Annotated in this window: 23 protein-coding genes; 13 read left to right on the top strand and 10 right to left on the bottom strand. The window is 69.1% G+C overall.

Annotated features, from left to right (window positions below; genetic code table 11):
- The first annotated feature begins 62 nt into the window (after positions 1-62).
- On the top strand, positions 63-1340 hold the full coding sequence (locus tag LKD76_RS24525) for a glycosyltransferase (RefSeq protein WP_227983778.1): 1278 nt from the start codon (positions 63-65) through the stop codon (positions 1338-1340).
- A gap of 2 nt (positions 1341-1342) precedes the next feature.
- On the top strand, positions 1343-2095 hold the full coding sequence (locus LKD76_RS24520) for an ABC transporter permease (RefSeq protein WP_227985381.1): 753 nt from the start codon (positions 1343-1345) through the stop codon (positions 2093-2095).
- A gap of 6 nt (positions 2096-2101) precedes the next feature.
- Here the strand turns inward: LKD76_RS24520 and LKD76_RS24515 are convergent, their stop codons facing one another.
- Positions 2102-2701, bottom strand: coding sequence for a TetR/AcrR family transcriptional regulator (locus tag LKD76_RS24515; RefSeq protein WP_227983777.1), 600 nt, complete (start codon positions 2699-2701; stop codon positions 2102-2104).
- A gap of 90 nt (positions 2702-2791) precedes the next feature.
- On the opposite strand from LKD76_RS24515, the gene LKD76_RS24510 reads away from it, so the two are divergent.
- Positions 2792-3226, top strand: a complete 435-nt coding sequence (locus LKD76_RS24510; protein ID WP_227983776.1) for a DUF4345 domain-containing protein — start codon at positions 2792-2794, stop codon at positions 3224-3226.
- Between the two features lie 36 nt (positions 3227-3262).
- Here the strand turns inward: LKD76_RS24510 and LKD76_RS24505 are convergent, their stop codons facing one another.
- The 3 genes from LKD76_RS24505 to LKD76_RS24495 all read right to left on the bottom strand — a co-directional run bounded on the left by LKD76_RS24505 (position 3263) and on the right by LKD76_RS24495 (position 4992).
- Positions 3263-3817 carry a GNAT family N-acetyltransferase gene (locus LKD76_RS24505; RefSeq protein ID WP_227983775.1) on the bottom strand — a complete coding sequence of 185 codons (555 nt, stop codon included), beginning with the start codon at positions 3815-3817 and terminating at the stop codon, positions 3263-3265.
- A gap of 125 nt (positions 3818-3942) precedes the next feature.
- Positions 3943-4203 carry a hypothetical protein gene (locus tag LKD76_RS24500; RefSeq protein ID WP_227983774.1) on the bottom strand — a complete coding sequence of 87 codons (261 nt, stop codon included), beginning with the start codon at positions 4201-4203 and terminating at the stop codon, positions 3943-3945.
- 129 nt (positions 4204-4332) lie between these two features.
- Positions 4333-4992, bottom strand: a complete 660-nt coding sequence (locus LKD76_RS24495; protein WP_227983773.1) for a hypothetical protein — start codon at positions 4990-4992, stop codon at positions 4333-4335.
- Between the two features lie 243 nt (positions 4993-5235).
- Here LKD76_RS24495 and LKD76_RS24490 point away from each other — a divergent pair, with 243 nt between their 5' ends.
- The 4 genes from LKD76_RS24490 to LKD76_RS24475 all read left to right on the top strand — a co-directional run bounded on the left by LKD76_RS24490 (position 5236) and on the right by LKD76_RS24475 (position 11667).
- Complete coding sequence (locus LKD76_RS24490; RefSeq protein ID WP_227985380.1) at positions 5236-5940, top strand: response regulator transcription factor; 705 nt, start codon at positions 5236-5238, stop codon at positions 5938-5940.
- The gene (locus LKD76_RS24485; protein ID WP_227983772.1) at positions 5918-7525 is read left to right on the top strand and encodes a sensor histidine kinase; all 1608 of its coding nucleotides are present in this window, start codon (positions 5918-5920) and stop codon (positions 7523-7525) included. The genes LKD76_RS24490 and LKD76_RS24485 overlap by 23 nt, the downstream gene beginning before the upstream one ends.
- 10 nt (positions 7526-7535) lie before the next feature.
- Positions 7536-9458 carry an ArnT family glycosyltransferase gene (locus LKD76_RS24480; protein WP_372465924.1) on the top strand — a complete coding sequence of 641 codons (1923 nt, stop codon included), beginning with the start codon at positions 7536-7538 and terminating at the stop codon, positions 9456-9458.
- 136 nt (positions 9459-9594) lie between these two features.
- Positions 9595-11667 (top strand): ArnT family glycosyltransferase, encoded by a 2073-nt coding sequence (locus LKD76_RS24475; protein WP_227983771.1) that lies wholly within the window; start codon positions 9595-9597, stop codon positions 11665-11667.
- A gap of 84 nt (positions 11668-11751) precedes the next feature.
- Here LKD76_RS24475 and LKD76_RS24470 read toward each other — a convergent pair whose 3' ends face one another.
- The gene (locus LKD76_RS24470) at positions 11752-12156 is read right to left on the bottom strand and encodes a hypothetical protein (protein ID WP_227983770.1); all 405 of its coding nucleotides are present in this window, start codon (positions 12154-12156) and stop codon (positions 11752-11754) included.
- 232 nt (positions 12157-12388) lie between these two features.
- Here LKD76_RS24470 and LKD76_RS24465 point away from each other — a divergent pair, with 232 nt between their 5' ends.
- Positions 12389-12637, top strand: coding sequence for a Smr/MutS family protein (locus tag LKD76_RS24465; protein ID WP_227983769.1), 249 nt, complete (start codon positions 12389-12391; stop codon positions 12635-12637).
- A 54-nt stretch (positions 12638-12691) separates the two neighbouring features.
- On the opposite strand, the gene LKD76_RS24460 is transcribed toward LKD76_RS24465, so the two are convergent.
- Both LKD76_RS24460 and LKD76_RS24455 read right to left on the bottom strand, forming a co-directional pair.
- On the bottom strand, positions 12692-13393 hold the full coding sequence (locus tag LKD76_RS24460) for a DUF8020 domain-containing protein (RefSeq protein WP_227983768.1): 702 nt from the start codon (positions 13391-13393) through the stop codon (positions 12692-12694).
- Between the two features lie 171 nt (positions 13394-13564).
- Entirely contained in the window at positions 13565-14194 is a 630-nt protein-coding gene (locus tag LKD76_RS24455; protein ID WP_227983767.1) for a TetR/AcrR family transcriptional regulator, read from the bottom strand.
- Between the two features lie 150 nt (positions 14195-14344).
- On the opposite strand from LKD76_RS24455, the gene LKD76_RS24450 reads away from it, so the two are divergent.
- Genes LKD76_RS24450 through LKD76_RS24440 form a run of 3 tightly spaced genes read left to right on the top strand, consistent with a single transcriptional unit; the run spans position 14345 to position 17420 of the window.
- Positions 14345-15721 carry a flavin-containing monooxygenase gene (locus LKD76_RS24450; protein ID WP_227983766.1) on the top strand — a complete coding sequence of 459 codons (1377 nt, stop codon included), beginning with the start codon at positions 14345-14347 and terminating at the stop codon, positions 15719-15721.
- Positions 15718-16662, top strand: coding sequence for an alpha/beta hydrolase (locus tag LKD76_RS24445; RefSeq protein WP_227983765.1), 945 nt, complete (start codon positions 15718-15720; stop codon positions 16660-16662). Before LKD76_RS24450 ends, LKD76_RS24445 begins: the two co-directional genes overlap by 4 nt.
- A complete protein-coding gene (locus LKD76_RS24440; RefSeq protein ID WP_227983764.1) occupies positions 16659-17420 on the top strand; it encodes an SDR family NAD(P)-dependent oxidoreductase in 762 nt (253 codons plus the stop codon). The genes LKD76_RS24445 and LKD76_RS24440 overlap by 4 nt, the downstream gene beginning before the upstream one ends.
- On the opposite strand, the gene LKD76_RS24435 is transcribed toward LKD76_RS24440, so the two are convergent.
- From LKD76_RS24435 to LKD76_RS24425, 3 genes are all read right to left on the bottom strand, one after another.
- Entirely contained in the window at positions 17417-17878 is a 462-nt protein-coding gene (locus tag LKD76_RS24435; RefSeq protein ID WP_227983763.1) for a DUF6508 domain-containing protein, read from the bottom strand. The two genes, LKD76_RS24440 and LKD76_RS24435, sit on opposite strands and share 4 nt — an antisense overlap.
- Before the next feature lie 80 nt (positions 17879-17958).
- Positions 17959-19455: a phosphatase PAP2 family protein gene (locus LKD76_RS24430; RefSeq protein ID WP_227983762.1), complete on the bottom strand. Its 1497-nt coding sequence runs from the start codon at positions 19453-19455 to the stop codon at positions 17959-17961.
- 112 nt (positions 19456-19567) lie between these two features.
- On the bottom strand, positions 19568-20278 hold the full coding sequence (locus tag LKD76_RS24425; RefSeq protein WP_227983761.1) for a MerR family transcriptional regulator: 711 nt from the start codon (positions 20276-20278) through the stop codon (positions 19568-19570).
- 282 nt (positions 20279-20560) lie between these two features.
- Between LKD76_RS24425 and LKD76_RS24420 the strand changes: the two genes are divergently transcribed.
- Positions 20561-21016, top strand: coding sequence for a hypothetical protein (locus tag LKD76_RS24420; protein WP_227983760.1), 456 nt, complete (start codon positions 20561-20563; stop codon positions 21014-21016).
- A 45-nt stretch (positions 21017-21061) separates the two neighbouring features.
- On the top strand, positions 21062-21952 hold the full coding sequence (locus LKD76_RS24415; RefSeq protein WP_227983759.1) for an ROK family protein: 891 nt from the start codon (positions 21062-21064) through the stop codon (positions 21950-21952).
- Positions 21953-22109: the final 157 nt, after the last annotated feature.

Below are 22109 nucleotides of genomic sequence, written 5' to 3'. Positions count from 1 at the left end.
AAGGGGAGATAACTCGACATGACGTTCCCGGTATCGACTGTTCGCCCGGCGGAGGTGGCGCGGTGAGAATCGCGATCCCGCTGACCGGCACCCGCGGTGATGTGCAACCGGTGCTCGCCCTGGGGCTGGAGTTGCGGCGCCGCGGCCACGACGTGGTGCTCGGGGCACCGCCGAATCTGGTCGAGTTCGCGGCCTCGGCGGGCCTGTCCGCACAGGCCTGCGGGCCCGATGTGCAGCAGCTCTACAGCTCCGAGGAGGGGCAGCGCGCACTCGCGGCGGGCAATACGCTGCGGCTGATGCAGCTGGTCGCGCGGCAGATGGCCGAGTACGCCGACCGGATGAACCGCGAGGTGGTCGAGGTGTGCGCGGGCGCCGAGCTGATCGTGGCCAGTACGGTCACCGAGGACCGGGCGACCTCGGTCGCCGAGGCGATGGACGTTCCCCTGGTCAGCCTGCACTACTACCCGGCGCGGGCCAACGGCGCCTATCCGTTCCCCGGCGCGCTGCCGCCGAGCTGGGTCCCGCCCGCCGCGGTCAACCGCGCCACGTGGACGGTGGCGGAGAATCTGCGCCGCGTCGTGTTCATGCGCTATCTCAACGACCTGCGTGCCACCCTCGGCCTGCCGAAGTCGCGCGCGGGTATCGCCGCCGTCATGGCGCGGCGCCGGGTGCCGGAGATACAGATCTACGATCCGGCGCTGGTACCCGGCTTGCCCGAGCAGTGGGACGACCGCCGGCCCTTCACCGGATTCCTCACCCTCGATCAGGCCACCCGACAGGCGATCGGCGAACTGGGCGATGCCCACACCAACATCCTGGCCTGGATCGAGGCGGGGGACGCGCCGGTGTTCTTCGGATTCGGCAGTATGCCGATCGCCGATCCGGCCGCCGTCGTGGCGATGGTGCACGAGGTCTCGCGCCGGCTCGGCATCCGCGCCCTGGTCGGCGCCGGCTGGAGCGGTATGGAAGCGGCCGGGGCACAGCCGGATTCGCCGGTGCGGGTGGTCGGCCCGTTCGCCTTCGATCTGGTGTTGCCGCACTGCGCGGCCGCGGTGCACCACGGCGGGATCGGCACCCTCTTCGAAGGTTTGCGCGCCGGATTGCCGACGCTGGTGTGCTCGGTGTCGTTCGAGCAGCCGATGTGGGGCGGTCAGGTCGAACGCCTCGGCCTGGGTGCGCATATGCGGTTCACCGAGCTCACGACCGACCGCCTGGAGCGCGGGGTGTCGACGCTGCTCGATCCCGGGCGACGGGAACGCGCGGCGCGGTTCGCGACCACCCTGCGTACCGAGGGCGCCGCGGTCCGGACCGCCGACATCGTCGAGGCGGCCGCCCGGTGAGGATGATCGCCGCCGATTCGGCGGTCATGTTCCGGCGCTGCGCCCGGCACACCCTGCGCAGTCCGGACACCCTGATCATCTCGTTGCTGATGCCGATCCTGGTGATGATGCTGTTCACCTACGTCTTCGGCGGCGCGATCGAGGTGGGCGGATCCTACCTGGACTATGTGGTTCCCGGAATCATGTTGCTGTGCACCGGATTCGGTGCGTCGATCACGGCGACGGCGGTCTCGGCCGATATGACCAAGGGCAGTATCGACCGGTTCCGCACGCTGCCGATGTTCCGGCAGGCGATTCTGGCGGGACATGTGGCGGAGGGGGTGGCCCGCAATCTCGGCGCCATCGCGGTCGCGGTCGCGGTGGCGGTGGTGCTGGGTTATCGCCCGCAGGCGGATGTGCTGGGCTGGCTGGGTGCGCTGGCCATGATCGTGCTGTTCGTGGTGGCGATCTCGTGGATCGCGGTCGCCCTCGGGTTGGTGGCCAAGAATCCGGAGGCGGCCGGTGGGATGACCTACGCGATCATGTTCGTCCCGTATATCAGCAGCGCTTTCGTGCGCACCGAGACGATGCCCGGCTGGCTGCGCGGTTTCGCCGACTACCAGCCCGCGACACCGGTGGTCGACACGGTGCGTGGCCTGCTGAATTCGACCGGGATCGGGACCGGCGCCGGGCTCGCCGTGCTGTGGTGCGCGGGCCTGGCCGCACTCGGATTCGGGGTGGCGAGTGTGGTGTTCGATCGGCTCTCGCGGCGGTAGCCCGGATCACCGTGGTGGTGCGGTCAGGTCCAGCTGCGCGCCCGCGGTGGCATCCAGTGCCGCCATGCACATCCGCAGCACCTCGTCCCGTGAAATACGTTCGTGGGCGAGCCATTCGACGGTGACCTCGCGGATGAACGCGATCCAGCCGCGCAGGGCGGTTCCGGCCTGCTCCCGGGAGTGGCCGGTGGCGCCGCAGGCGTCGAGGACGCGCTCGCACAGGGCGTGCAGATCCGCGACGACCGGATCGCGCACGACCGGATCGGTGGCCAGCGCACTGCGATTGGCGATCAGCGCCAGCGGCAGATTGGCCCGATAGAAGTCCAGATGGGCCGCCAGTGCCGTGTAGACCGCGGTGCGAACCGGCTCGTCCGGGGCCATCCGCAGTTCGGCGGAGAGCCGTTCGTGGGCGCGCTGCCAGATCGCGGCGAAGAAATGTGCCTTGGTGGGGAAGTAGTGGTACATCAGCGCGCGCGAGACCTGCGCGTACGCGGCGATCTCCGCCATCGCGATCTCGTCGTAGGCGCGTTCGCCGAACAGTCGCACGCCGATGTCGAGCAGTTCGTCGCGGCGCTGTTCGGGGGTCAAACGGCGTCGGCTCGGCATCTGGTCATCGTAGGCGCGCTGTGGTTGACGCGGGTCCGGGTGGCGGCCTACCGTTGGATCTTATTCAACAACCGTCTAATAGGGGTCGGTATGCGACGAGTTCTGCAGATCTGGCTGGTGGTCTTCGGGCTGGTGTGCGTGGGAATCGCGGTGGCGCATCTGTTCTCCGGCACCGCGAGCATCATCGGCGGGGGATCGGTCAACGCCACCATCGATTCCGATCTGCGCTTCTACGCGGTGCTGTTCGGGGCCTACGGTCTGGCGGTGGCCTGGTGCGCGCGCGATGTGGAGCGCAAGGCGGTGGCGATCAACCTGCTCGGCGCGATCTTCTTCGCCGGCGGCCTGGCCCGGTCGATCGCCTGGGCGGCGAGCGGGACACCGAACTGGTTCTACGTGCTGATGACGCCGGTGGAGCTGGTGGTTCCGGTCGTCAACTATCTGCTGGTGCGGGCGGTGTGCAACGAGAGCGGGGACCGGGCCGCGCGCCCGGCGGCCGTCGCGGTGCCGCATCCGTCGGCGAGCTGAGCCGGACCGACCTGCCGGGTGCCGCGCCGCGGGAGGTCAGCGGATGGGGCGGTTGTCTCCCGCGAGTCGGCCGCGCCGGATCAGGGCGCGTTTGGCGCCGGGGGTGACCGGTGGCAGTGGGGCATCCGAATCGGCTTCCGGCTCATCGGGATTCGGCCGCACGAACAGGGTCACCGAGGTCGCGGTGGTGAATCCGCTGCGGGTCATCAGGGTGGCCGAGGCGGTATTGCTCTGCTCCACATCGGTGACGATGCGCCGGGCCCCGCGCGCGAACAACGCCTGCGAGCAGATGTCGACCAAGCGCCGCGCCAGCCCCCGTCCCCGCATATCCGACGCCACCGCGATCCACTCGAGATAGCCCCAGTCGTCCCGCAATTCGAATTCCATCGACCCGAGTACGAAGCCCACCACCCGGTCGGAATCCAAGGCCACCCAGCACGCCTCGTCCGCGGAATCGAGATGTTCGGCCACCGAGGTGAGCGACCAGGAGGTGTAGGGCTTGGCCGCGGTGTCGAACACCTCGTAGCCCAGGTCCAGTACCTGTCGCAGATGACCCAACCCCATCGGAACGATCGCCACATCGCCGGCCATGTCCTCAGTTTGCCAGAGATGTGCGAGGCGGCGTGGCGGCTCGAGATCGGGGCGCGTCGCGCCGCGCAACGCGACGCACCCGCTCACTACCCGAGGGGATCAGGGCAGGCGATCAGGGCAGGGGATCAGGGCAGGGGGATCCAGGTGCCGAAGAACCAGAAGCCGTGGCCGGCGGGCAGGCGGTCCTGGTCCCGGTGGTCCTGATCGTGGCGATCGGGGTTGTTCCGCTGCTGCGGGGCCGGATCGTGCTGCTGTTGTTGCTGCGGAGCCGGATTCGGCTGCTGCTGAACGGGCTGGGCGCCGGCGATACCGGCGCCGGCGCCGATGACGCCCGCCGCCAGGGCGCCGGCGGCGGCGGTCCGGGCGAACTTCGACGTGATCGTCATGGGATTCCTATCTGTTCGGAAATTGTTCCGGGACAATGGTGTCGGCGAGGCGCGGCCCCGGCGACAGACCTACTCTCGAATGCCGACGTGGGGCGGTGGTGGGTGTGGATTAGGCGCGAGCTGTGAAGATCACCCGTTCGGCTGGTTCGGCGCACCGTCCATCGGCGGCGCCGCACCGGGACCGCCGCCTTGTCCGGGGTCGGCCCCGGGCGCGCCCATCCCGCCGGGGCCGCGTCCGAACCGGCCGCCGCGCCCGTCGCCCGCCTGCGCGGACCCGGTGCCGCTGGTGATCGCCACCGCGGTGGCGGTGCCGTTGGCCTCTGTCCCCTGAATACGCACGGTGTCACCGACTTTCACCTCCGCGCGCTGGGTGCGGTCGGAGATGGTGTAGGTCCGGCTGAAATCGTCGGCACTCTTGGCGGTGATCGAGGTGTCCGATACCGCGGTGACCGTACCGGTCTGGGTGAGCTCGGTGGTATAGCCGCCCTTACCGTCGGAGACCACGAACTGACCGTGCAGGCTGGGCCCGGTGGCGTCCATCCCGCCGGGACCGAAGCCGTTGTGGCCGCCGCTCATACTCATTCCCGGGCCGCCGCCCGGACCACCGTGCTCGCTGCCACCGGAATGCGTGGCCGCGTAGACGATGCCGCCGCCGGCCGCCGCGATCACCGCGGCGATTCCGACCGCGGCCAGCGACTTCTTGGTCGACCACGTGGCCGGCGGTGCGGTCTGCGGCCCGCCCCAGGTGTGTTCGGGCCCGGCCGGGGGTTGCGGGGTGGGCTCGGTCATCGGCACAACTCCTTGTTCGTCGAATGCGATCGCCGGTCGTCGTGACCGCGATCGCGCCGTTGCTCGGTCAACCATGCGGCGCGAAGCTGGGTATGCGCTGTGGACCGCTTCGGTAGCCGCTGTGCCGGATCGCCCCGCGGATGCCCTCACAGCCGACCCCCAGATCCGGCACAGCGAACGCATAGCGACGCCGTTCACGATGGACCCATGACCATCGCGAACACCCCCGCCGACCGCGTTGTGATGCGCCACCCCGACGGCAGTCCCGTCACGGTCCTGGTCGTCGACGACGAACCGGTCCTGGCCGAGATGGTGTCGATGGCTCTGCGCTACGAGGGCTGGAACGTGGTGACCGCCGGCGACGGGCGCACCGCGGTGACCGCGGCCCGTGAATCCCGCCCCGACGTCGTGGTCCTCGATGTGATGCTGCCCGATATGACCGGCCTCGAGGTGCTCGCCAAACTGCGCCGCGATCTGCCGTATCTGCCGGTGCTGCTGCTGACCGCCAAGGATTCGGTCGAGGATCGCATCGCGGGCCTGACCGCCGGCGGCGACGACTACGTCACCAAGCCGTTCAGTATCGAGGAGGTCGTGCTGCGCCTGCGCGCACTGCTGCGCCGCACCGGGATCACCGCCGTCGACAACGACGCGCAGATCGTGGTCGGCGATCTCATGCTCGACGAGGACAGCCACGAGGTCACCCGCGCGGGTGAGCCCATCACGCTGACCTCCACCGAATTCGAACTGCTGCGCTACTTCATGCGCAACCCCCGCCGCGTGCTGAGCAAGGCGCAGATCCTCGATCGCGTCTGGAGCTACGACTTCGGCGGCCGCTCCAATATCGTCGAGCTCTATGTCTCCTACCTGCGCAAGAAGATCGACAACGGGCGCGAGCCGATGATCCACACGCTGCGCGGTGCCGGATATGTCCTCAAACCCGCCGGCTGACGGCCCGGTGCGGCGCCGCTGGTCGCCGCGCGGGTGGTCGCTGCGGGCACGATTGCTCGTCGGTCAGGTGCTGCTGCTGGTGGTCGTGGTCGTCGGTATCGGCGCGGCGACCGAGTTCGCGCTGCAGCAGTTCCTGGTCCATCAGCTCGACACCGAACTGGTCGATGTGCAGAAGCGCTCGCTCGGCGAGGCCGGCGGTGGTCCGAGCCTGGGGCCCCCGCCGGGGATCCGGGACCAGGGCCATCGGCCGCCTCCGCCGCCACCGGCCAATTCCGGTCCGGGCCCCGACTTCCTGGACCGGCGCGGAATACAGGCCGATACCGTCGGCGCGAGTATCGACGGATCGGTGATCACCGCCGCCAAGATCGACGCCGACGGCACCCAGACCGCGCTGTCGGCGACCGCGCGGGATCAGCTGGCCCGGGTGTCGTCCGACGGCGATCCGATCACCGTCGACCTCGACGGACAGGGCTCCTATCGCGTGGTCGCGAATTCGACCTGGTCGGGGGCCACCGTGGTGACGGGTATGCCGCTCACCGCCGTGCACGCGACATTGATGCGGGTGCTGCTGATTCTGGTGGTGGTGACCGCGGTGGTACTGGTCATCGCGATCACGGTGGGCATCTGGGTGATCCGCCGGGCGCTGACTCCGCTGGACCGGGTCGCCGCCACCGCGGCGCGGGTCGCCGATCTGCAACTCGACCGCGGTGAGGTCGTGCTGCCGGTCCGGGTGCCGGCCGCCGACGCCGATCCGGGCACCGAGGTCGGTCAGCTCGGATCGGCGGTCAATCGCATGCTCGATCACATCGACGGCGCGTTGTCGGCCCGCCATGCCAGTGAGACCAGGGTGCGGCAGTTCCTCGCCGACGCCAGCCACGAACTGCGCACGCCGCTCGCGGCGATTCGCGGCTATGCCGAACTGGCGCAACGGAAACGGGCCGAGGTGCCCGGCGATGTCGCCAATGCGATGAGCCGGGTGGATTCGGAATCGCGGCGGATGACGGCGCTGGTCGAGGATATGTTGCTGCTGGCCCGGCTGGACTCCGGGCGCGGACTCGAGCACGAACCGGTGGACCTGACCAGACTCACCGTCGACGCCGTCAGTGACGCCCATATCGCGGGCCCGGACCATCGGTGGAATCTGGACCTGCCCGATGAACCGGTGGTGATCACCGGCGACGGGGCACGCCTGCACCAGGTGCTGGCCAATCTGCTCGCGAACGCGCGGGTGCACACCGGCCCGGGCACCACCGTGACGGTCGCGCTCGATCGAGACGGCGACGGTGCGGCGATCTGGCGGGTCACCGACGACGGTCCCGGTATCCCGGCGCACCTGCGGCCCGAGGTGTTCGAACGATTCGCGCGCGGGGATTCCTCGCGGTCGCGCCGGGCCGGCAGCAGCGGTCTGGGATTGGCGATCGTGGCGGCGGTGGTGAAATCGCACGGCGGTGAGATCGGCGTGGACAGTGCGCACGGCCGGACCGTGTTCACCGTCCGGCTGCCCGGTGAGCGCGGGACAGGCGAACCGGATTCCTCACAGCGAGCTCACAGCCAGGCCGAAGATGCCAACCACCTCGGTCGATAACGATCGAATCATGACCACGACCGTCCTCGATACACCCCCGGTCCCCGTGACCGCCGCGCGCCCGTCCCGCGCACCGAACCCGATGTGGCGGCGGCTGTCGCTGGTGGCGTTACTCGCGGGGACCGCGCTGCTGTATTCGTGGGACCTGGGTGCCGGTGGCTGGGCCAACGAGTTCTACGCCGCGGCGGTGCAGGCCGGATCACAGAGCTGGAAGGCGATGCTGTTCGGATCCAGCGACGCCGCCAACGCGATCACCGTGGACAAGACACCCGGTGCGCTGTGGGTCATGGACCTGTCCGCGCGCGTCTTCGGGTTCAATTCGTGGAGTCTGCTCGTACCGCAGGCCGTCGAGGGCGTACTCGCGGTCGCGGCACTGTATGCCGGGGTCCGGCGGGTCGCCGGCCACCGGCCGGGAATATTGGCCGGTGCGGTGCTCGCCCTGACTCCGGTCGCGGCCTTGATGTTCCGCTTCGACAATCCCGATTCCATGCTGGTCCTGCTGCTCACCGTGGCGGCTTACGGTGTGCTGCGCGCGATCGAAAAGGACAGCGCCGCATGGTGGTTGCCGCTGGCCGGTGTCGCGGTGGGATTCGGGTTCCTGGCCAAGATGATGCAGGCGTTCGTCGTGCTGCCGGTCTTCGCGGTGGTGTATCTGCTTGCCGCGCACGCGCCTTGGCGCACGCGGCTGATCCGCTCGGTGTCGGCCGTGGTGGCGGTGGTGGTGTCCGCGGGCTGGTATCTGGCGGTAGTGGCGTTGTGGCCGGCCGCCGATCGGCCCTACATCGGCGGTTCGCAGCACAACAGCGTGCTCGAATTGACCCTGGGCTACAACGGTTTCGGCCGCCTCACCGGCGACGAGGTCGGCGGGCTGGGCAATATGAACTACGACGTCGGCTGGGCGCGACTGTTCGGATCGGAGATGGGTGGTCAGATCGCCTGGCTGATCCCCGCGGCGCTGATCCTCGGCGCGGCCGGGCTGTGGCTCACCCGGCGTGCGCCGCGCACGGACCCGGTACGCGCATCGCTGCTGCTGTGGCTGGGCTGGCTGGTCCTCACCGGCGCGATCTTCAGTTTCGCCGGCGGCATCCTGCATCCGTACTACACCGTGGCGCTGGCACCCGCGATCGCCGGCAGCGTGGCGATCGGTGCGGCCCAACTGTGGCGGCGGCGCGACGATATTCGCGCGACGGCGGTCCTTTCCGGAGCACTGGTGGTGACCACTGTGCTGGCCTGCCTGCTGCTCGCGCGCACCGGCGACTGGATGCCCTGGCTGCGGCCGGTGGTCGCGGTCGCGGGCGTGGGAGCCGCGGCCCTGCTGCTGGTCGTGGGGAGGTTGCCCCGCGCTCTTGCCGCCGGGGTGGTGGCGGTCGCGCTGGCGGCGGGCCTGGCCGGTCCCACCGCCTACGCCCTGGCGACCGCGTCGACCCCGCACACCGGTGCGATCCCCTCCGCGGGTCCCTCCAGCGGGCATTTCCCCGGCGGGATGCGGATGGCCGGTGGGTCGACCGCCGGTGGAGGGTCCGCCGCGGCGGACGGTCCGGGACGGATGGGCGGCCCGATGGGCGGACTGCTCGGCGGCATCACGGTGAGCTCGAATACCGTCGCGGCACTGAACGACAACGCGTCCGGTTACACCTGGGTCGCGGCCGCGGTCGGCTCCAACAGCGCCGCCGCCTACCAGCTCGCCACCGGTAACCCGGTGATGGCGGTCGGCGGCTTCAACGGCACCGACCCCGCGCCGACCCTGGCACAGTTCGAGGAGTACGTGGCCCAGCACAAGATCCACTACTTCATCGGTGGCGCGGGCATGGCCGGTATGCGCGGCGCCGACAGCGGCGGCAGCCGGGAAGCTGCCGCTATCGCCGAATGGGTCGCGAACACCTTCACCGCCCGCACCATCGACGGGGTGACGGTCTACGACCTGAGCGCGTGAGCCGAATGGCCGGCGGCCGCGATCTCGTGCGCACAGTCGGCACATAGCATCGGCAAAGATTCGACCCACCTCCGCGCGTGATCATCGGTTCGACAGCCTCGGCGACAGCCGGGGCGAGGCGGAGGAGAGGAAGCCGATGACGATCACAGAGGTGTCGCGACGCCGGGCCGAATTCAGCGAATCCACCGGTTCGCCACCGCGGTCGGCCCGTCGGCGCTCGTTGCTGTCCGGCGCGGCGGATCAGCCTCGCTGGGCGCGCCCCGGCCTGTTCTTGCTGCTCATCGCTACGGCGGTGCTGTATCTGTGGGGCCTGTCGGCGTCGGGCTGGGCCAATGATTTCTATGCCGCCGCGGTGCAGGCCGGTACCCAGAGCTGGAAGGCGTTGCTGTTCGGGTCACTGGATTCGGGAAATGCCATCACCGTCGACAAACCCCCGGCCGCGCTGTGGGTGATGGGGCTGTCGGGGCGGCTGCTCGGATTCGGTTCCTTCTCGCTGCTGCTGCCACAGGCGTTGATGGAAGTGGCCTCGGTGGGGTTGCTCCACGCTGCGGTGCGGCGGTGGGCCGGCCCGGCCGCGGGACTGATCGCCGGTGCGGCGCTCGCGTTGACACCCGTCGCGGCCCTGATGTTCCGGTTCGACAACCCCGACGCGCTGCTCGTGTTGCTGCTCGTGGCCGCCGCGTACTGCACGGTGCGGGCCACCGAGAAGGGCGGCGGCGGCTGGCTCGCGCTGGCCGGGGTGGCGGTCGGTTTCGGCTTCCTCACCAAGATGCTGCAGGCATTCCTGGTGCTGCCGGCGCTGGGATCGGTGTTCCTGATCGCGGCGCCGATCGACCTGCGCGGCCGGATCGTGCGCCTGCTGGGTGCCGTTGTGGCGCTGGTGATCTCCGGCGGCTGGTTCGTCGCGCTGGTCAGCCTGTGGCCCGCGGATTCCCGTCCCTACATCGGCGGATCGACGAACAACAGTCTGCTCGAACTCGCTCTCGGCTACAACGGTCTGGGCCGGGTGGTCGGCGGTGAGGGCAACGGCGGCGGGCCCGGCGGTGGCGGCGGCAACACCGCGTTCGGCGGTAGCACCGGCCTCACCCGGCTGTTCGGCGATTCGATGGGTACCGAGATCTCCTGGCTGCTGCCCGCGGCCCTGATCGGCCTGGTGGCCGGACTGTGGTTCACCCGCCGCACGCCCCGGACCGGTCGTACCCGCGCGAGCCTGCTGCTGTGGGGCGGATGGCTGCTGGTGACCGGCGTGGTGTTCAGTTTCATGCAGGGCACGATTCACCCGTACTACACGGTGGCGCTGGCGCCCGCCATCGCGGCGCTGGTGGGTATCGCGACGGTCGAGTTGTGGCGTGGCCGGCGATTTCGTTCGGCGCGGATCGCGCTCGGCGCCATGCTGGCCCTGACCGGTATCTGGAATTTCGTCCTGCTCGATCGCACGCCGGACTGGTACCCGTGGCTGCGCTGGGTGCTGCTGATCGGATCCATCGCGATCGCGGCCGTGCTGATCGTCGGCGCCCATGCGCTGGGCCGCCTCACCGTCATCGTGGCCGCGGCCGGACTGCTGTTCGGTTTCGCCGGCACCACCGCCTACGCGCTGGAGACCGCCGCGATACCGCATTCCGGATCCATTCCGACCTCCGGGCCGAACACCGGACGCGGAATGGGCGGTCCGGGCGGGAATGCCGGTGGCACGATGCCGGGTGGACAAGCCGGCGGCGCACAGGGTTCGGGTACCGCGAGCGGCGCGAACGCGACGCCGCCGTCCGGCAGCGCCGCCGTCCCGTCGGGTGATAACGCACCGGGCGCGGACAGCGCCTCGCATTCCGGGGCGCACACCGGCGGCCCGGGTGGTGGCAACTCCGACAACACCGCACTGCGCGAACTGGTGAAGAGCGCGAACAACCGCTGGGCCGCGGCCACGGTGGGTTCACAATCGGCGGGCGGCCTCGAATTGTCCACGGGCGCATCGATCATGGCGATCGGCGGCTTCACCGGCAGTGACAACTCGCCGACCCTCGCGCAGTTCCAGCAGTACGTGCGTAGCGGCGAGATCCACTACTTCTTCGCCGGCGGTGGTCCCGGTGGCGGGGGTCCGGGTGGTGGCTCGGGAAGCGCGAGTGAGATCACCTCGTGGGTCGAATCCCACTATTCGGCCATCACGGTCGGCGGGACCACCGTCTACGACCTGACCAGTCCGATCACCGGGTGATCGTGCGGGGTGACCCCGTCGCCGAAACCGGGCCCGGACGAGTGCGTTACGCCACTCGTCCGGGCCCGGTCGCGTCCGTGGGCGTCAGCCGCAGTGCACCCCGAAGGTCTGCCACAGATCGTCCTGGATGCGGCCGCCCCAGTCGATGCACTTGCCCTCGGCCTCGACCTTCGCGTAGGCGAATTCGCTGAACTTGCGATCGTCGTTGATGACCACCGCGGAGTGGTCCTTGGACTGCCGCACCGCGGCGCCCATCGAGATCGGTTCGCCCGGCTTGTCCCGCACGGTGACCACGCAATTGGTCCGGCCGTTGTAGGTCAGAAAGACGGTGCCCCCCTTCAATTCGTGCTTGTCGATCACAGTGAAGCCGTCACCGCACTGTCCGTGGTAGGACGCCGCGGACGCGGTAGCGGGCAGCAGCACCGCCGCTGCGGCCGTGATCCCGAGGGCGGCCGCGCATACGGCGATCGACTTTGTGACGTTGAGCAATCTGGACCCTTTTCCTCTTCTGCTGTGACATCGAGCGTTGTGCTGGTTACCCGAACGCCCGGCACCCGAACCAGGGTGCTGCTGTACCGACCCCCTCGCCCGAACCTAGGGCAGCGACCGCCGGCTGCGTCCCGGCAACCTCCCACATCTGGGGACCCGGCCGGCGAGGTCGGTATCGTCGACCCGTGGCGTTGTCCCGCACCGACCCGCCCGCACCCCAGGGGTGCGGGCGATGAAAACCGTGACGGTGGATCTGCATCCGGTCTTCCGCAGTGATCGTGATATCGACAAGGCGATCCGCTCGGCATTGTTCCGGGCGGCGGCCGGTAAGGCCGACGTGCTGGAGATCATCCCGGGCAAGGGGTCCGGCACCCTGCGACGGCGCGTGCTGGCGCGGTTGAACCAGCCACATCTGAGCACCCTTTATCGCCGGGTGGACGTGGACGCGAGCAACGAGGGCCGGATCCTGGTGTACTTCTGAGAGGTCCGGTGCCGGGTGCGCGGCGAGGGATTCGCCCGCGCACCCGAGCCGATCTCAGTGGCTGTCGCCGTCGTGCTGTTCGTACGGCTGATTCATGGTGTGCTGGAACTTGATCGCGGACGCGATGCCGACGGGGACGCCGAGGATCGCGGCACCGACGATGGCGCCCAGACCGCCCAGGACGCCCGCACCGGCGAGGCAGCCCGCGATGAGGGTGAGTCCGGCGGCGTCGAGGACGGGCGCGCCGAAGACCGCGCCCGCTACGGCGCCGACGCCGCAGCCGACCGCGGCGCCGATGAGGCCACCGCTCATGGTTCCGACGGAGGTGGCCAGCCCGAACTCGTTGATAGCGGCCTGAATCGCGGTGTCGAATCGTTCGGTCTGCGGATCGCCGTCGATGTTGTCGAGGTGGAGATCTGGCGTCGCCGCGCGTGCCGCCGCCTGTACTTCGGGTGCGGCGTGAACAGCCTCCAGCGCCTTGGGCTCGGTGGCGAAGTCCGCGACTCCCGCTACCGTGGCACCCGAGGCGTCGCGCACCTGAAATTGTCCGCCCGCGGTGACGAGTGTGGCGGTGCCGGTCTCGATGACGACGGACTGGTCCGCGGTGGAGCTGGTGTAGTGCACTCCCGGCATGATCTCGGTGCTCAGGACGTGGCCCGCCGCGGTTGCGGGCGTAGCCGATGCGTAGGTCGAACCGGCGCCCAACGCGCCCACCACCGTCATCGCCGTGACGGTCATGCGGGTGATCTTGTTCATGGAATCCCTGTTCTGTGCTGCGGCCTGTGCGGCCCCGATGGAGCGAGATCAGAGACTAACGGAAATGATTTCCATTTTCCATTTGGCTGAGAGATGGACAGCCGAATACGTGCCCCCACGTGCGGGGCAAGCGGTGTCGATCGGGTGGTGTGGCAGCCCGGCCGGGTCTGGTTATCGGGCGGAACGGCCCGGATCGTCGGCGCCGGCGGGGGCGCTGCGCAAGGCGGGCAGCAGATAGGTGCGCAGTTGACGGCCGACCGTCGCGCCGTCGTCGGGGTCGATCGTGTCGCCGGAGACGGTGCCGAGGCTGATCAGGATCCGGGCCACCCATTCCGCCACTTCGGCGCGGTCGTGGCCGGGATGGATCTCGCCGCGCGCGGCGGCGCGATCGACGTAGGGGCGCCAGAAGGCGGCCAGTGCGGGGACCAGCGCGGCGACGCCGGCGCCCGCGCACGCGCTGAATTCCTCCGGTTCGACGGTGCGCAGCCGCATGAGCAGCGCGCCCGGATCGTCGTAGGCGCCGCGGCCGATCCGCACGCCGACGGTGAGCTGGTCGGCGAAGCTGTCGATGGTGTCGAGTTCGGTGCGGGCGTCGTTCCACCAGGTGTCGGTCAGGCGCACGATCGCCGCGCCGATCAGGGCTTGTTTATCCGCGAAATGGCGGTACAGCCAGGCTCGGGAGACTCCTGCCTCCTCGGCTACCTCCATCATGGTAGTGGCGCGAATTCCCTTGGCGGCCAGCAGCTTCTGAGTGGCCCCCAGGAGACGGTCGGCCACCGTCGTGGTCGTCGTTTCGGTCATTCGCCGCCCCTTTCACCGCGTGCCCTTCCGGATCGTCCGCGCCCGGTTTCCAGAAAACCCTAGCAATCTGTGGACACATCTGAGAATGTGTCTACTCGTAGACACAATTGTAAATCTGTCTACTCACGGATCGGTGTGAAAGGAGAGGTGATGTATCAACCGCGTACCGCGGTGATCGGCGCCGGAATCAGCGGGTTGACCGCCGGCAAGATGCTCGGCGACTACGGGATCCCGTACGTGTGTTTCGAATCGTCGGATCGGGTCGGTGGCAACTGGGCCTTCGGCAATCCGAACGGGCACAGCAGCGCCTACCGCTCACTGCACATCGACACGTCGAAACATCAGCTGTCGTTCCGGGACTTCCCGATGCCCGAGGAGTTCCCCGACTTCCCGCACCACACCCAGATCAAGCAGTACCTCGACGACTATTGCGCGGCCTTCGATCTGTACCGGTCCATCGAATTCGGCAACGGCGTCGAACACGCGCGCCGTCTTCCCGGCGGCGGCTGGGAATTGCGCACGCAGCGAAACGAGTTGCGGCACTTCGACTTTCTCGTCGTCGCCAACGGGCATCACTGGGACCCGCGGTATCCGGAGTTCCCCGGAGAATTCACCGGGCGCACCATGCACGCCCACCACTACATCGATCCGCGCACCCCGATGGATTTCTCCGATCAGCGCATCCTGGTGGTCGGGCTCGGCAACAGCGCGGCCGATATCGCCGTCGAGCTGTCGTCCAAGGCGCTGGGCAACAAACTGACGCTGTCGACGCGCTCCGGCGCCTGGATCGTGCCCAAGTACATCGCCGGCCGCCCGGCCGACAAGTACTACCGCACCAGCCCGTACATCCCGTTCGCGTGGCAGCGCAAGATCGCCCAGTGGGGCCAGCCGCTCACCGCGGGCCGTCCGGAGAACTACGGCCTGCCCAAGCCGAACCACAAATTCTTCGAGGCCCATCCGACGCAGTCGGTGGAGCTGCCGCTGCGCCTGGGCTCCGGTGATGTCATCCCGAAGCCGAATATCGATCGATTCGACGGTGCCACAGTGCATTTCGCCGACGGCACGGCCGACGACTTCGATGTCATCATCTACGCCACCGGATACAACATCACCTTCCCGTTCTTCGACCCGGAATTCGTCAGCGCACCGGACAACAAGATCGATCTGTACAAGCGGATGTTCCTGCCCGGGATCGAGGACCTGGTTTTCGCCGGATTCGCACAGTCCACGCCGACGCTGTTCCCGTTCGTCGAATGCCAGGCGCGGCTGATCGGCGCGTACGCCGTCGGCCGCTACCGGCTGCCGGCGGTGGAGGAGATGCGGCGCGTGATCGTCGCCGACCAGCAGCACTACACCGGCCATATGGTGCCCAGTGCCCGGCACACCCAGCAGGTCGACTACTTCCTCTACGAACACGATATGCGGGCGCGCGAGATACCCGCCGGTGCGCAGCGCGCGCGGGTCTCCGGACCGCCGCCGTGGGCACGGGTCACCGAGACGGATCGAACGGTAGGAGTGGCGCAGTGACGACGTATCGGCAAATCCAGTTCGGCTCCGGCGGAATACGGTGCGACGCCTGGTTTTTCGAAGGGGCGACGGAGAGCCCGTTCGACGGGCCGCAGGGTCGCCCGGTCGTGGTGATGGCGCACGGATTCGGCGGCACCAAGGATTCCGGCTTGGAACCGTTCGCGCGGCGATTGAGTGCGGCGGGATTGGCCGTGTTCGCCTTCGACTACCGAGGTTTCGGCGCCTCCGCGGGTGCGCCGCGCCAGCGGGTCTCGATGAGTGCGCAGGCTCAGGACTACCGTGCCGCGCTGTCCGCGGCGGCACAGCAACCCGGGGTGGATCCGAACCGTCTGGTGGCATGGGGCATATCGCTGTCGGGCGGGCACGCGTTGACGGTCGCCGCCGATCGGCCCGACATCTGCGCGGTGGTCGCGGTGGTCCCGCTGGTGAACGGAGTGGCCGCGGGCCGGGTGGCCTTCGCTCAGGTCGGCGGTGCGGCGCTCGCGAAGTCCACGGTCTCGAGCGTGCGCAGCGCCCTGGCCGGACGCTTCGGCGGCAACCCGGTGATGATGCCGCTGGTCGGCAAACCGGGGGAGCATGCCGCGCTGACCGCCGACGGCTATTACGAGTCCTACACGGCGCTGGCCGGTCCGACCTGGCGCAACGAGGTCGACGCGGCGATCGGGTTGGAACTGGGCAACTATCGCGCCGACCGGCACGCCGCGCGGATCACCGCGCCCGTGCTGATGCAGATCGCGGACTTCGATCGGGCCGCGCCCGCCCATGCCGCGGCCAAGGCCGGATTCGCGGCGCGTGCGGAAATCCGCCACTATCCGTGCGATCACTTCGATGTGTTCGCCGGTAACGACTGGTTCGATGCGGCCCTCGACCATCAGGTGCATTTCCTGACCCGTCATCTGGCCGGCGCCGAGCGCGCGGCGGTTCCCGGAGCGCGGCGATGAGCGCGCGGGCCGCGATGGTGATCGGCGGCGGATCGGGTATCGGACGTGCCAGCGCACACGCGCTGGCGCGCGACGGTTTCCGGATCGTCGTCGCCGATGTGAATGTGGAAGCGGCACAGGCGGTCGCGGCCGATATCGGCGATGCCGCCACCGCGCTGCGCCTCGACGTCACCGACGAGGATTCGGTCGCCGCCGGATTCGGCGCGTCCCCGGAGTTGCACGCGGTGGTCAACTGCGCGGGGCTGTCGCTGCCCGGCCCGATCACCGAACTCGAACTGGCGCAGTGGAAGACGACGGTCGATGTCTGTCTGACCGGATCGTTCCTGGTGATCAAGTACGCGGGCCGGCAGCTGGCCGACGGCGGCTCCATCACCTGCATCGCCTCCCTCAACGGCCGCCAGCCCGGCACGGGGATGGCCGGCTACTGCGCCGCCAAGGCCGGGGTGCTGATGCTGGTGGAGGTCGCCGCGCTCGAACTGGCCGAGCGCGGCATCCGGGTCAACGCGATCAGCCCCGGGCTGGTCGACACCCCGCTGGTCGCCGGCATCGCCTTCGTTCCGGGCCTGACCGAGGAGTACCTGGAGAACACGCCGCTGGGCCGCAGCGGCCGCCCGGAGGAGATCGCCGAGATGGTGGCGTTCCTGGCCTCCGAGCGCGGCTCCTGGATGACCGGCGCGGCCATCGACCTCAACGGCGGGGCGCATCTCAAGCGGTATCCGGATGTCCTGGCGCGGGTGCGTGCGCTACAGGGCGACTAATGCGGCGCGCGGGGATAGGTGTGCTGATGCAGCCGGTGTAGTAGCGCCTGCATCAGCCCGGTCTCGAAGCCCGAACGCAGGGTGCCCTCGGTGAATCGGTCCGCGCGCACCAGCAGCGTCAGGTACTGCAGGCACTGCTGGGCGGTGCATGACGCGAGTGTGGCCCGATCGCGTCGCTGGATCGTTCGATGGCCGTCTGCCCAAGCGCCCCAGTCGAAATGGGTCAGCAATAGCTGCCGGTCGATCAGGTAGCGGCGGACATCGTCGACGATCGCCGCGTGGCGGGACCGGGGCGGGCACGGGGTGCCGTCGGGGTTACTGGTCACCGTCTCACCGAAGGGCCCTTCGTGGGTGTCGGCGCGTCGGACCAGCTCGGTCAGGACGCCGCGATCGTGGGCGGTCAATCGCACCAGCGCGGCGTCGGCCGAGCCGGCCGACAGGGATTCGGCCTGCGTCATGAAGCGACACCTCCGTTATATGAAAACTGCGCATTTCATACCACGGGGTGTGTCCTTGTGCCGCCCGAGCGCGGCGGGGACTAAGCGCCGGAGTGGCCGCGCCGGAAGATCGCCAGCGACGAGGGTTCGCCCGTGAAGTCGAAAGTCCTGCTGCGCGTGTCGACTTCGCCGTCGGTGGCCAGCGAGATCGGGGATCCCCAGATCCGCACCCGCAGTTTGTCCGCACGGCGGTGCACATAGGTCGGGGAGACGCCGAGGGTTCCGGTGATCGAGGCCCAGATCAGCCGCAGCCGCGAGAATCGGCGATCGGCGCGGAGGAAGCGGATGTCGAGACCGGCGCCGTGCAGGTCGGTGCGCTCGGTGGGGACCTGGTCGCCGGGACGGTAGGTTCCGTTGCCCACGAACAGCATCCACACCGCCGCCGGTACGTCGTCGATGGTCGTGTTCAGCGGCCGGGCCCGGGCCAGCACACAGACCATGGCCACCGCCGCGGCCGGCCATTTACCGATTCGGTGCTCCCACCGTTCGCGCAACCGGACGAAATCGGGATAGCCGCCGAGGCTGGCGGTGTTGACCACCATGCGTTCGGTGCCGTCGTCCAGGCGCACTCGGGCGGTATCGGCGCGGGCGATCCGTCCGGACGTCAACGCCGTCATGGTGGCGGCGGCGTCGTCGGCGCCGATATCGCGGGCGAAGTGATTGAGTGTTCCACCCGGAAACACCGCCAGTGGAAGTCCGTGGCGCACCGCGGCTTCGGCGACGGCCGAGACGGTGCCGTCGCCGCCGAGTACGCCCAGTGCGCGTACGGAACCGTCGCGCACCCGGGCGTCGATTTCGGCGTCGAGGTCGATATCCGCACCGAGTTCCACCACGACGGCCTGCGGCAGATGGCGCGTCAGATCGGACAGCAGCGTGGCGCCGTCACCGCTACCGGACTGTGGGTTGGCCACCAGCAGCAGGTCCGCCCCGGCGATCAGCGGCTCGATCCGTTCGGCGGCCCCGACGGCCGCCGGCTCGTCGCGGCGCACCGCCCACCACCGCCGGGTGCCGATCGCGATCGCCGTTCCGAGCGCCATGCCGGCGAGCACATCGCTGGGCCAGTGCACGCCCACGTGGATCCGGGAGTACGCCACCGCGGCGGCCACCGGCGCCACCGCGACCGCCGCCGCGGGGGATTCGACGGCCACGCCGACCGCGAAGGCCGCGGCGGAGGCCGCGTGGCCGGAGGGGAACGACGAGGACACCGGCGGCGAGATCAACCGGCGCATCAGCGGCACCGCCTCGGCGGGCGGGCGTCGTCGCGGAAACAGCGGTTTGGCAACACCGTTGGCGACTGCGCTGGCGAGTCCCGCCGCGACCAGTCCGCGCGCCCCGGCCCGTCGTTGCGGGCCGGTGCCGAAGGCGATCGCCGCCGCCCCCGCCACGATCCACAGGCGGTTCGCATTGGCCGCGATGGTGAGTGAGCGCAGCGCGTTATCCGCCGCGCTGGGGCGCAGCGCCGCGCTCCGATCGACCAGATGTCGATCCACGGCGTTGACGCCGCGAATTCGTCGGGACAAGAGGTGAGGCCGTCGCATCCACGTAGCCTACCGGCGCGCGCCGATGGACGTGTCGGGTGAAAAGTCGGCCCGACCGGGCGCATGTCCGCGGCCGCCGGATCCGCGGTCCGAAACCGGCGCGGCGCCGCGGTCAGTGCGCGGTATCGCTCTGTGGGGCGGGCAGCTCGGCGTGGCGGGCGAAGGCTTGATCGATCAGTTCGGAGGCGGCCCGGGTGGCGATCAGCCGGGCGATCGCCAATTCGCTCTCCAGCCGCGCACGATCCTTGGGTTCGCGCGGTGAGCGCTCGTAGGCCTGTCCCGCGAGGCAGTAGAACATCTCGGTGGCGTAGCGATCGGCGATCTGATTGCAGTCCGCGCGCAACCGCTCGACGACCTGGAAGGCCGTGGTGTCCGGGACGCCGCTGTCCATCAGGCGTGCCGCGAGGTCGCTGCAGCGCGGGTTGGTGAGCCGATAGGCGTCCAGCGGGTCGGAGCTGCCGGCCAGCGCCTGCTTCACGTAATCGGGCAGATCGGCCAGCGGGTCCTCGTTGTCCGGCTTCTCCTGTGCCGCATCGGATTCACGATCGGCGGGCGCGTCGCTCACGCCGAGCACATCGGCGAGACCGTCGCCACGGTCCCACGCCTCGAGCAACTCCCGGATGCCGTTGAGCTTCATGCCCCGGCTGAGGAGACGGCTGATCGTGTGCAGCCGCTCCAGATGATCCGAGCCGTAATAGCCGATACGGCCGCGCACCTCCGGTGACGGCAACAACCCACGTTCGTGGTACACACGCACGCTGCGCACGGTGGTGTCTGCTGCCCGCGCCAGCTCGTCGATCGTGAACTCCGAGTGCACAGCCATACCTCTTAGGAAATCACAACTTACCCCATAAACAAACGGACCGTACAAAAACGTCCCGTTGATTGACGATACATCGGTGCAACGACTTGGTCAATGTGCCGTTAAATAGCGGCAGAAGCGGTTGCCGCGCGCCGAATCGTGCGTTAACGTGCCGAGTACAGCAGTTCGCTGCTGGTTGCCGGGGACTGTCGAGCAGCCCCGATGCCCGCCCGACCATGGGCCCACGTCTGCGAGTCGTATCCCGCTGTTGCACGTGTGTCCTCGGCATCCCCGGAGACGGAAATGAGCACAATCCAGCCGCGTCGGCTATCCCTCGGATCCACTGCGCCGACAGCACTTTCACCTCTTCCCGCGCCGGCGCGCGGCACCCATCGCCCACCCTGCGCGGACGGCCCCGACGACTGGGATCTCGACGTGGGCAACCCCGAATCCTGGCGGGCGGCAGTGCGAATCTGCGCCGGCTGCCCGCTGCTGGGTGAATGTTCCCAGCTGGCACAGACTCTCATCGCGCGCGGTGACGGCCCCCGCGCCATGATCTGGGCGGGAGTGGCCTACGACAGCGCGGGCAAGATCGTGGAGAACCTGGACCGCCACCGCACCGCCCCGATCGACCACAAACGTCCGCTCCGTATCATCCGGACGAGCGCCCGACCGGTCTGTACCGAACCCGCGCCCCCGACTCCGCGGCGGCGTATCGTGCTCGGGCATCGGCTGCGGCCGACCGGTATCGGTGCGTAACGGACGCGCCGCCGGATGGAAACAATTGTGGCGGTGGGTGACTGAATGACGGTTCTGGCTCTGCAGATCGGTGTGGACGGCTTCGCGGCGTGTCGGGTGGCCGAGGATGTCGAGGAAGACGATGTCCGCCGTGTTCCGATACCGGCGGCCGGGACCTGGGAGGTCTGCCGCGACCTGCTCGTCGCGGCCGCCGAAGGTCATGAGATCACCGCCGTCGGAATCGGTTCACCGGGCCCGATCGATATGGCCGCCGGGGTGGTGGCCCCGGTCGAGATACCCGAATGGCATGCCGGGTTCGCCCTGAAAGATGCCGTGAGCAAGTTGTTCCCGGCCGCGAAGGTGCAGATCGGTCTCGACGGTGTGTGCATGGCGCTGGCCGAACGCAACTTCGGGGCCACCGCCGAGGTGATGGACGCGCTGTCGGTGCTGGTCTCCGACCGCATCACCGCCGGCCTCTCGGTCGGCGGATTCTCCGTCGTCGGGCGTACCGGTAACGCGGGCCATTTCGGCCATGTGCTCGTTCCCGGTTTCGACGATCCGTGTGAATGCGGTGGTCGCGGTTGCCTCGAAGCGGTCGCCGGCGGCCGGGCGCTGTTGCGCTGGACGCGTAATCAGGGCTTCGGCGGCACCACGGTGCCCGAACTGATCGCGGCCGCCGCGGCGGGAGATACCGTGGCGACCGAGGCTCTGCAGCGTGCCGGTACGGCACTGGGCCGGGCCATCGCTTCGGTGGCGCCGCTGCTCGACTTCGACCTGGTGGTCCTGGGCGGCACGGTGGCCAAAGCCGGTCCGGTGCTGTGGAAACCGCTGAATGCCGCGGTCGCGACCCATGCCCGGATCGGGTTCCTGACCGGTCTGCGGGTCATCCCGTCGGAGGTCGACGAAATCGGGGTGCTGGCCGGCGCCGGTGTACTCGGCGTCATGGCCGACGCATAGCCGTAACAATCGGCCCGCATAATCGCCTGTACGGTAACGGGTTTCGCCCTATGGTGGGATGAAACCCGCCGTCCGGTCTGTTCGATATTTCCGTAGACGCGTCCTCTACCTGCGAAAATGCCGAACCCTGTTGATTGAACCGCTACATAACGGTACA

This window comes from Nocardia spumae (genome assembly GCF_020733635.1).
In the GTDB taxonomy this organism is placed as follows: domain Bacteria; phylum Actinomycetota; class Actinomycetes; order Mycobacteriales; family Mycobacteriaceae; genus Nocardia; species Nocardia spumae.
The sequence above is the reverse complement of the archived record's forward strand: the minus strand, read 5'-3'. Positions and strand labels throughout refer to the sequence as shown.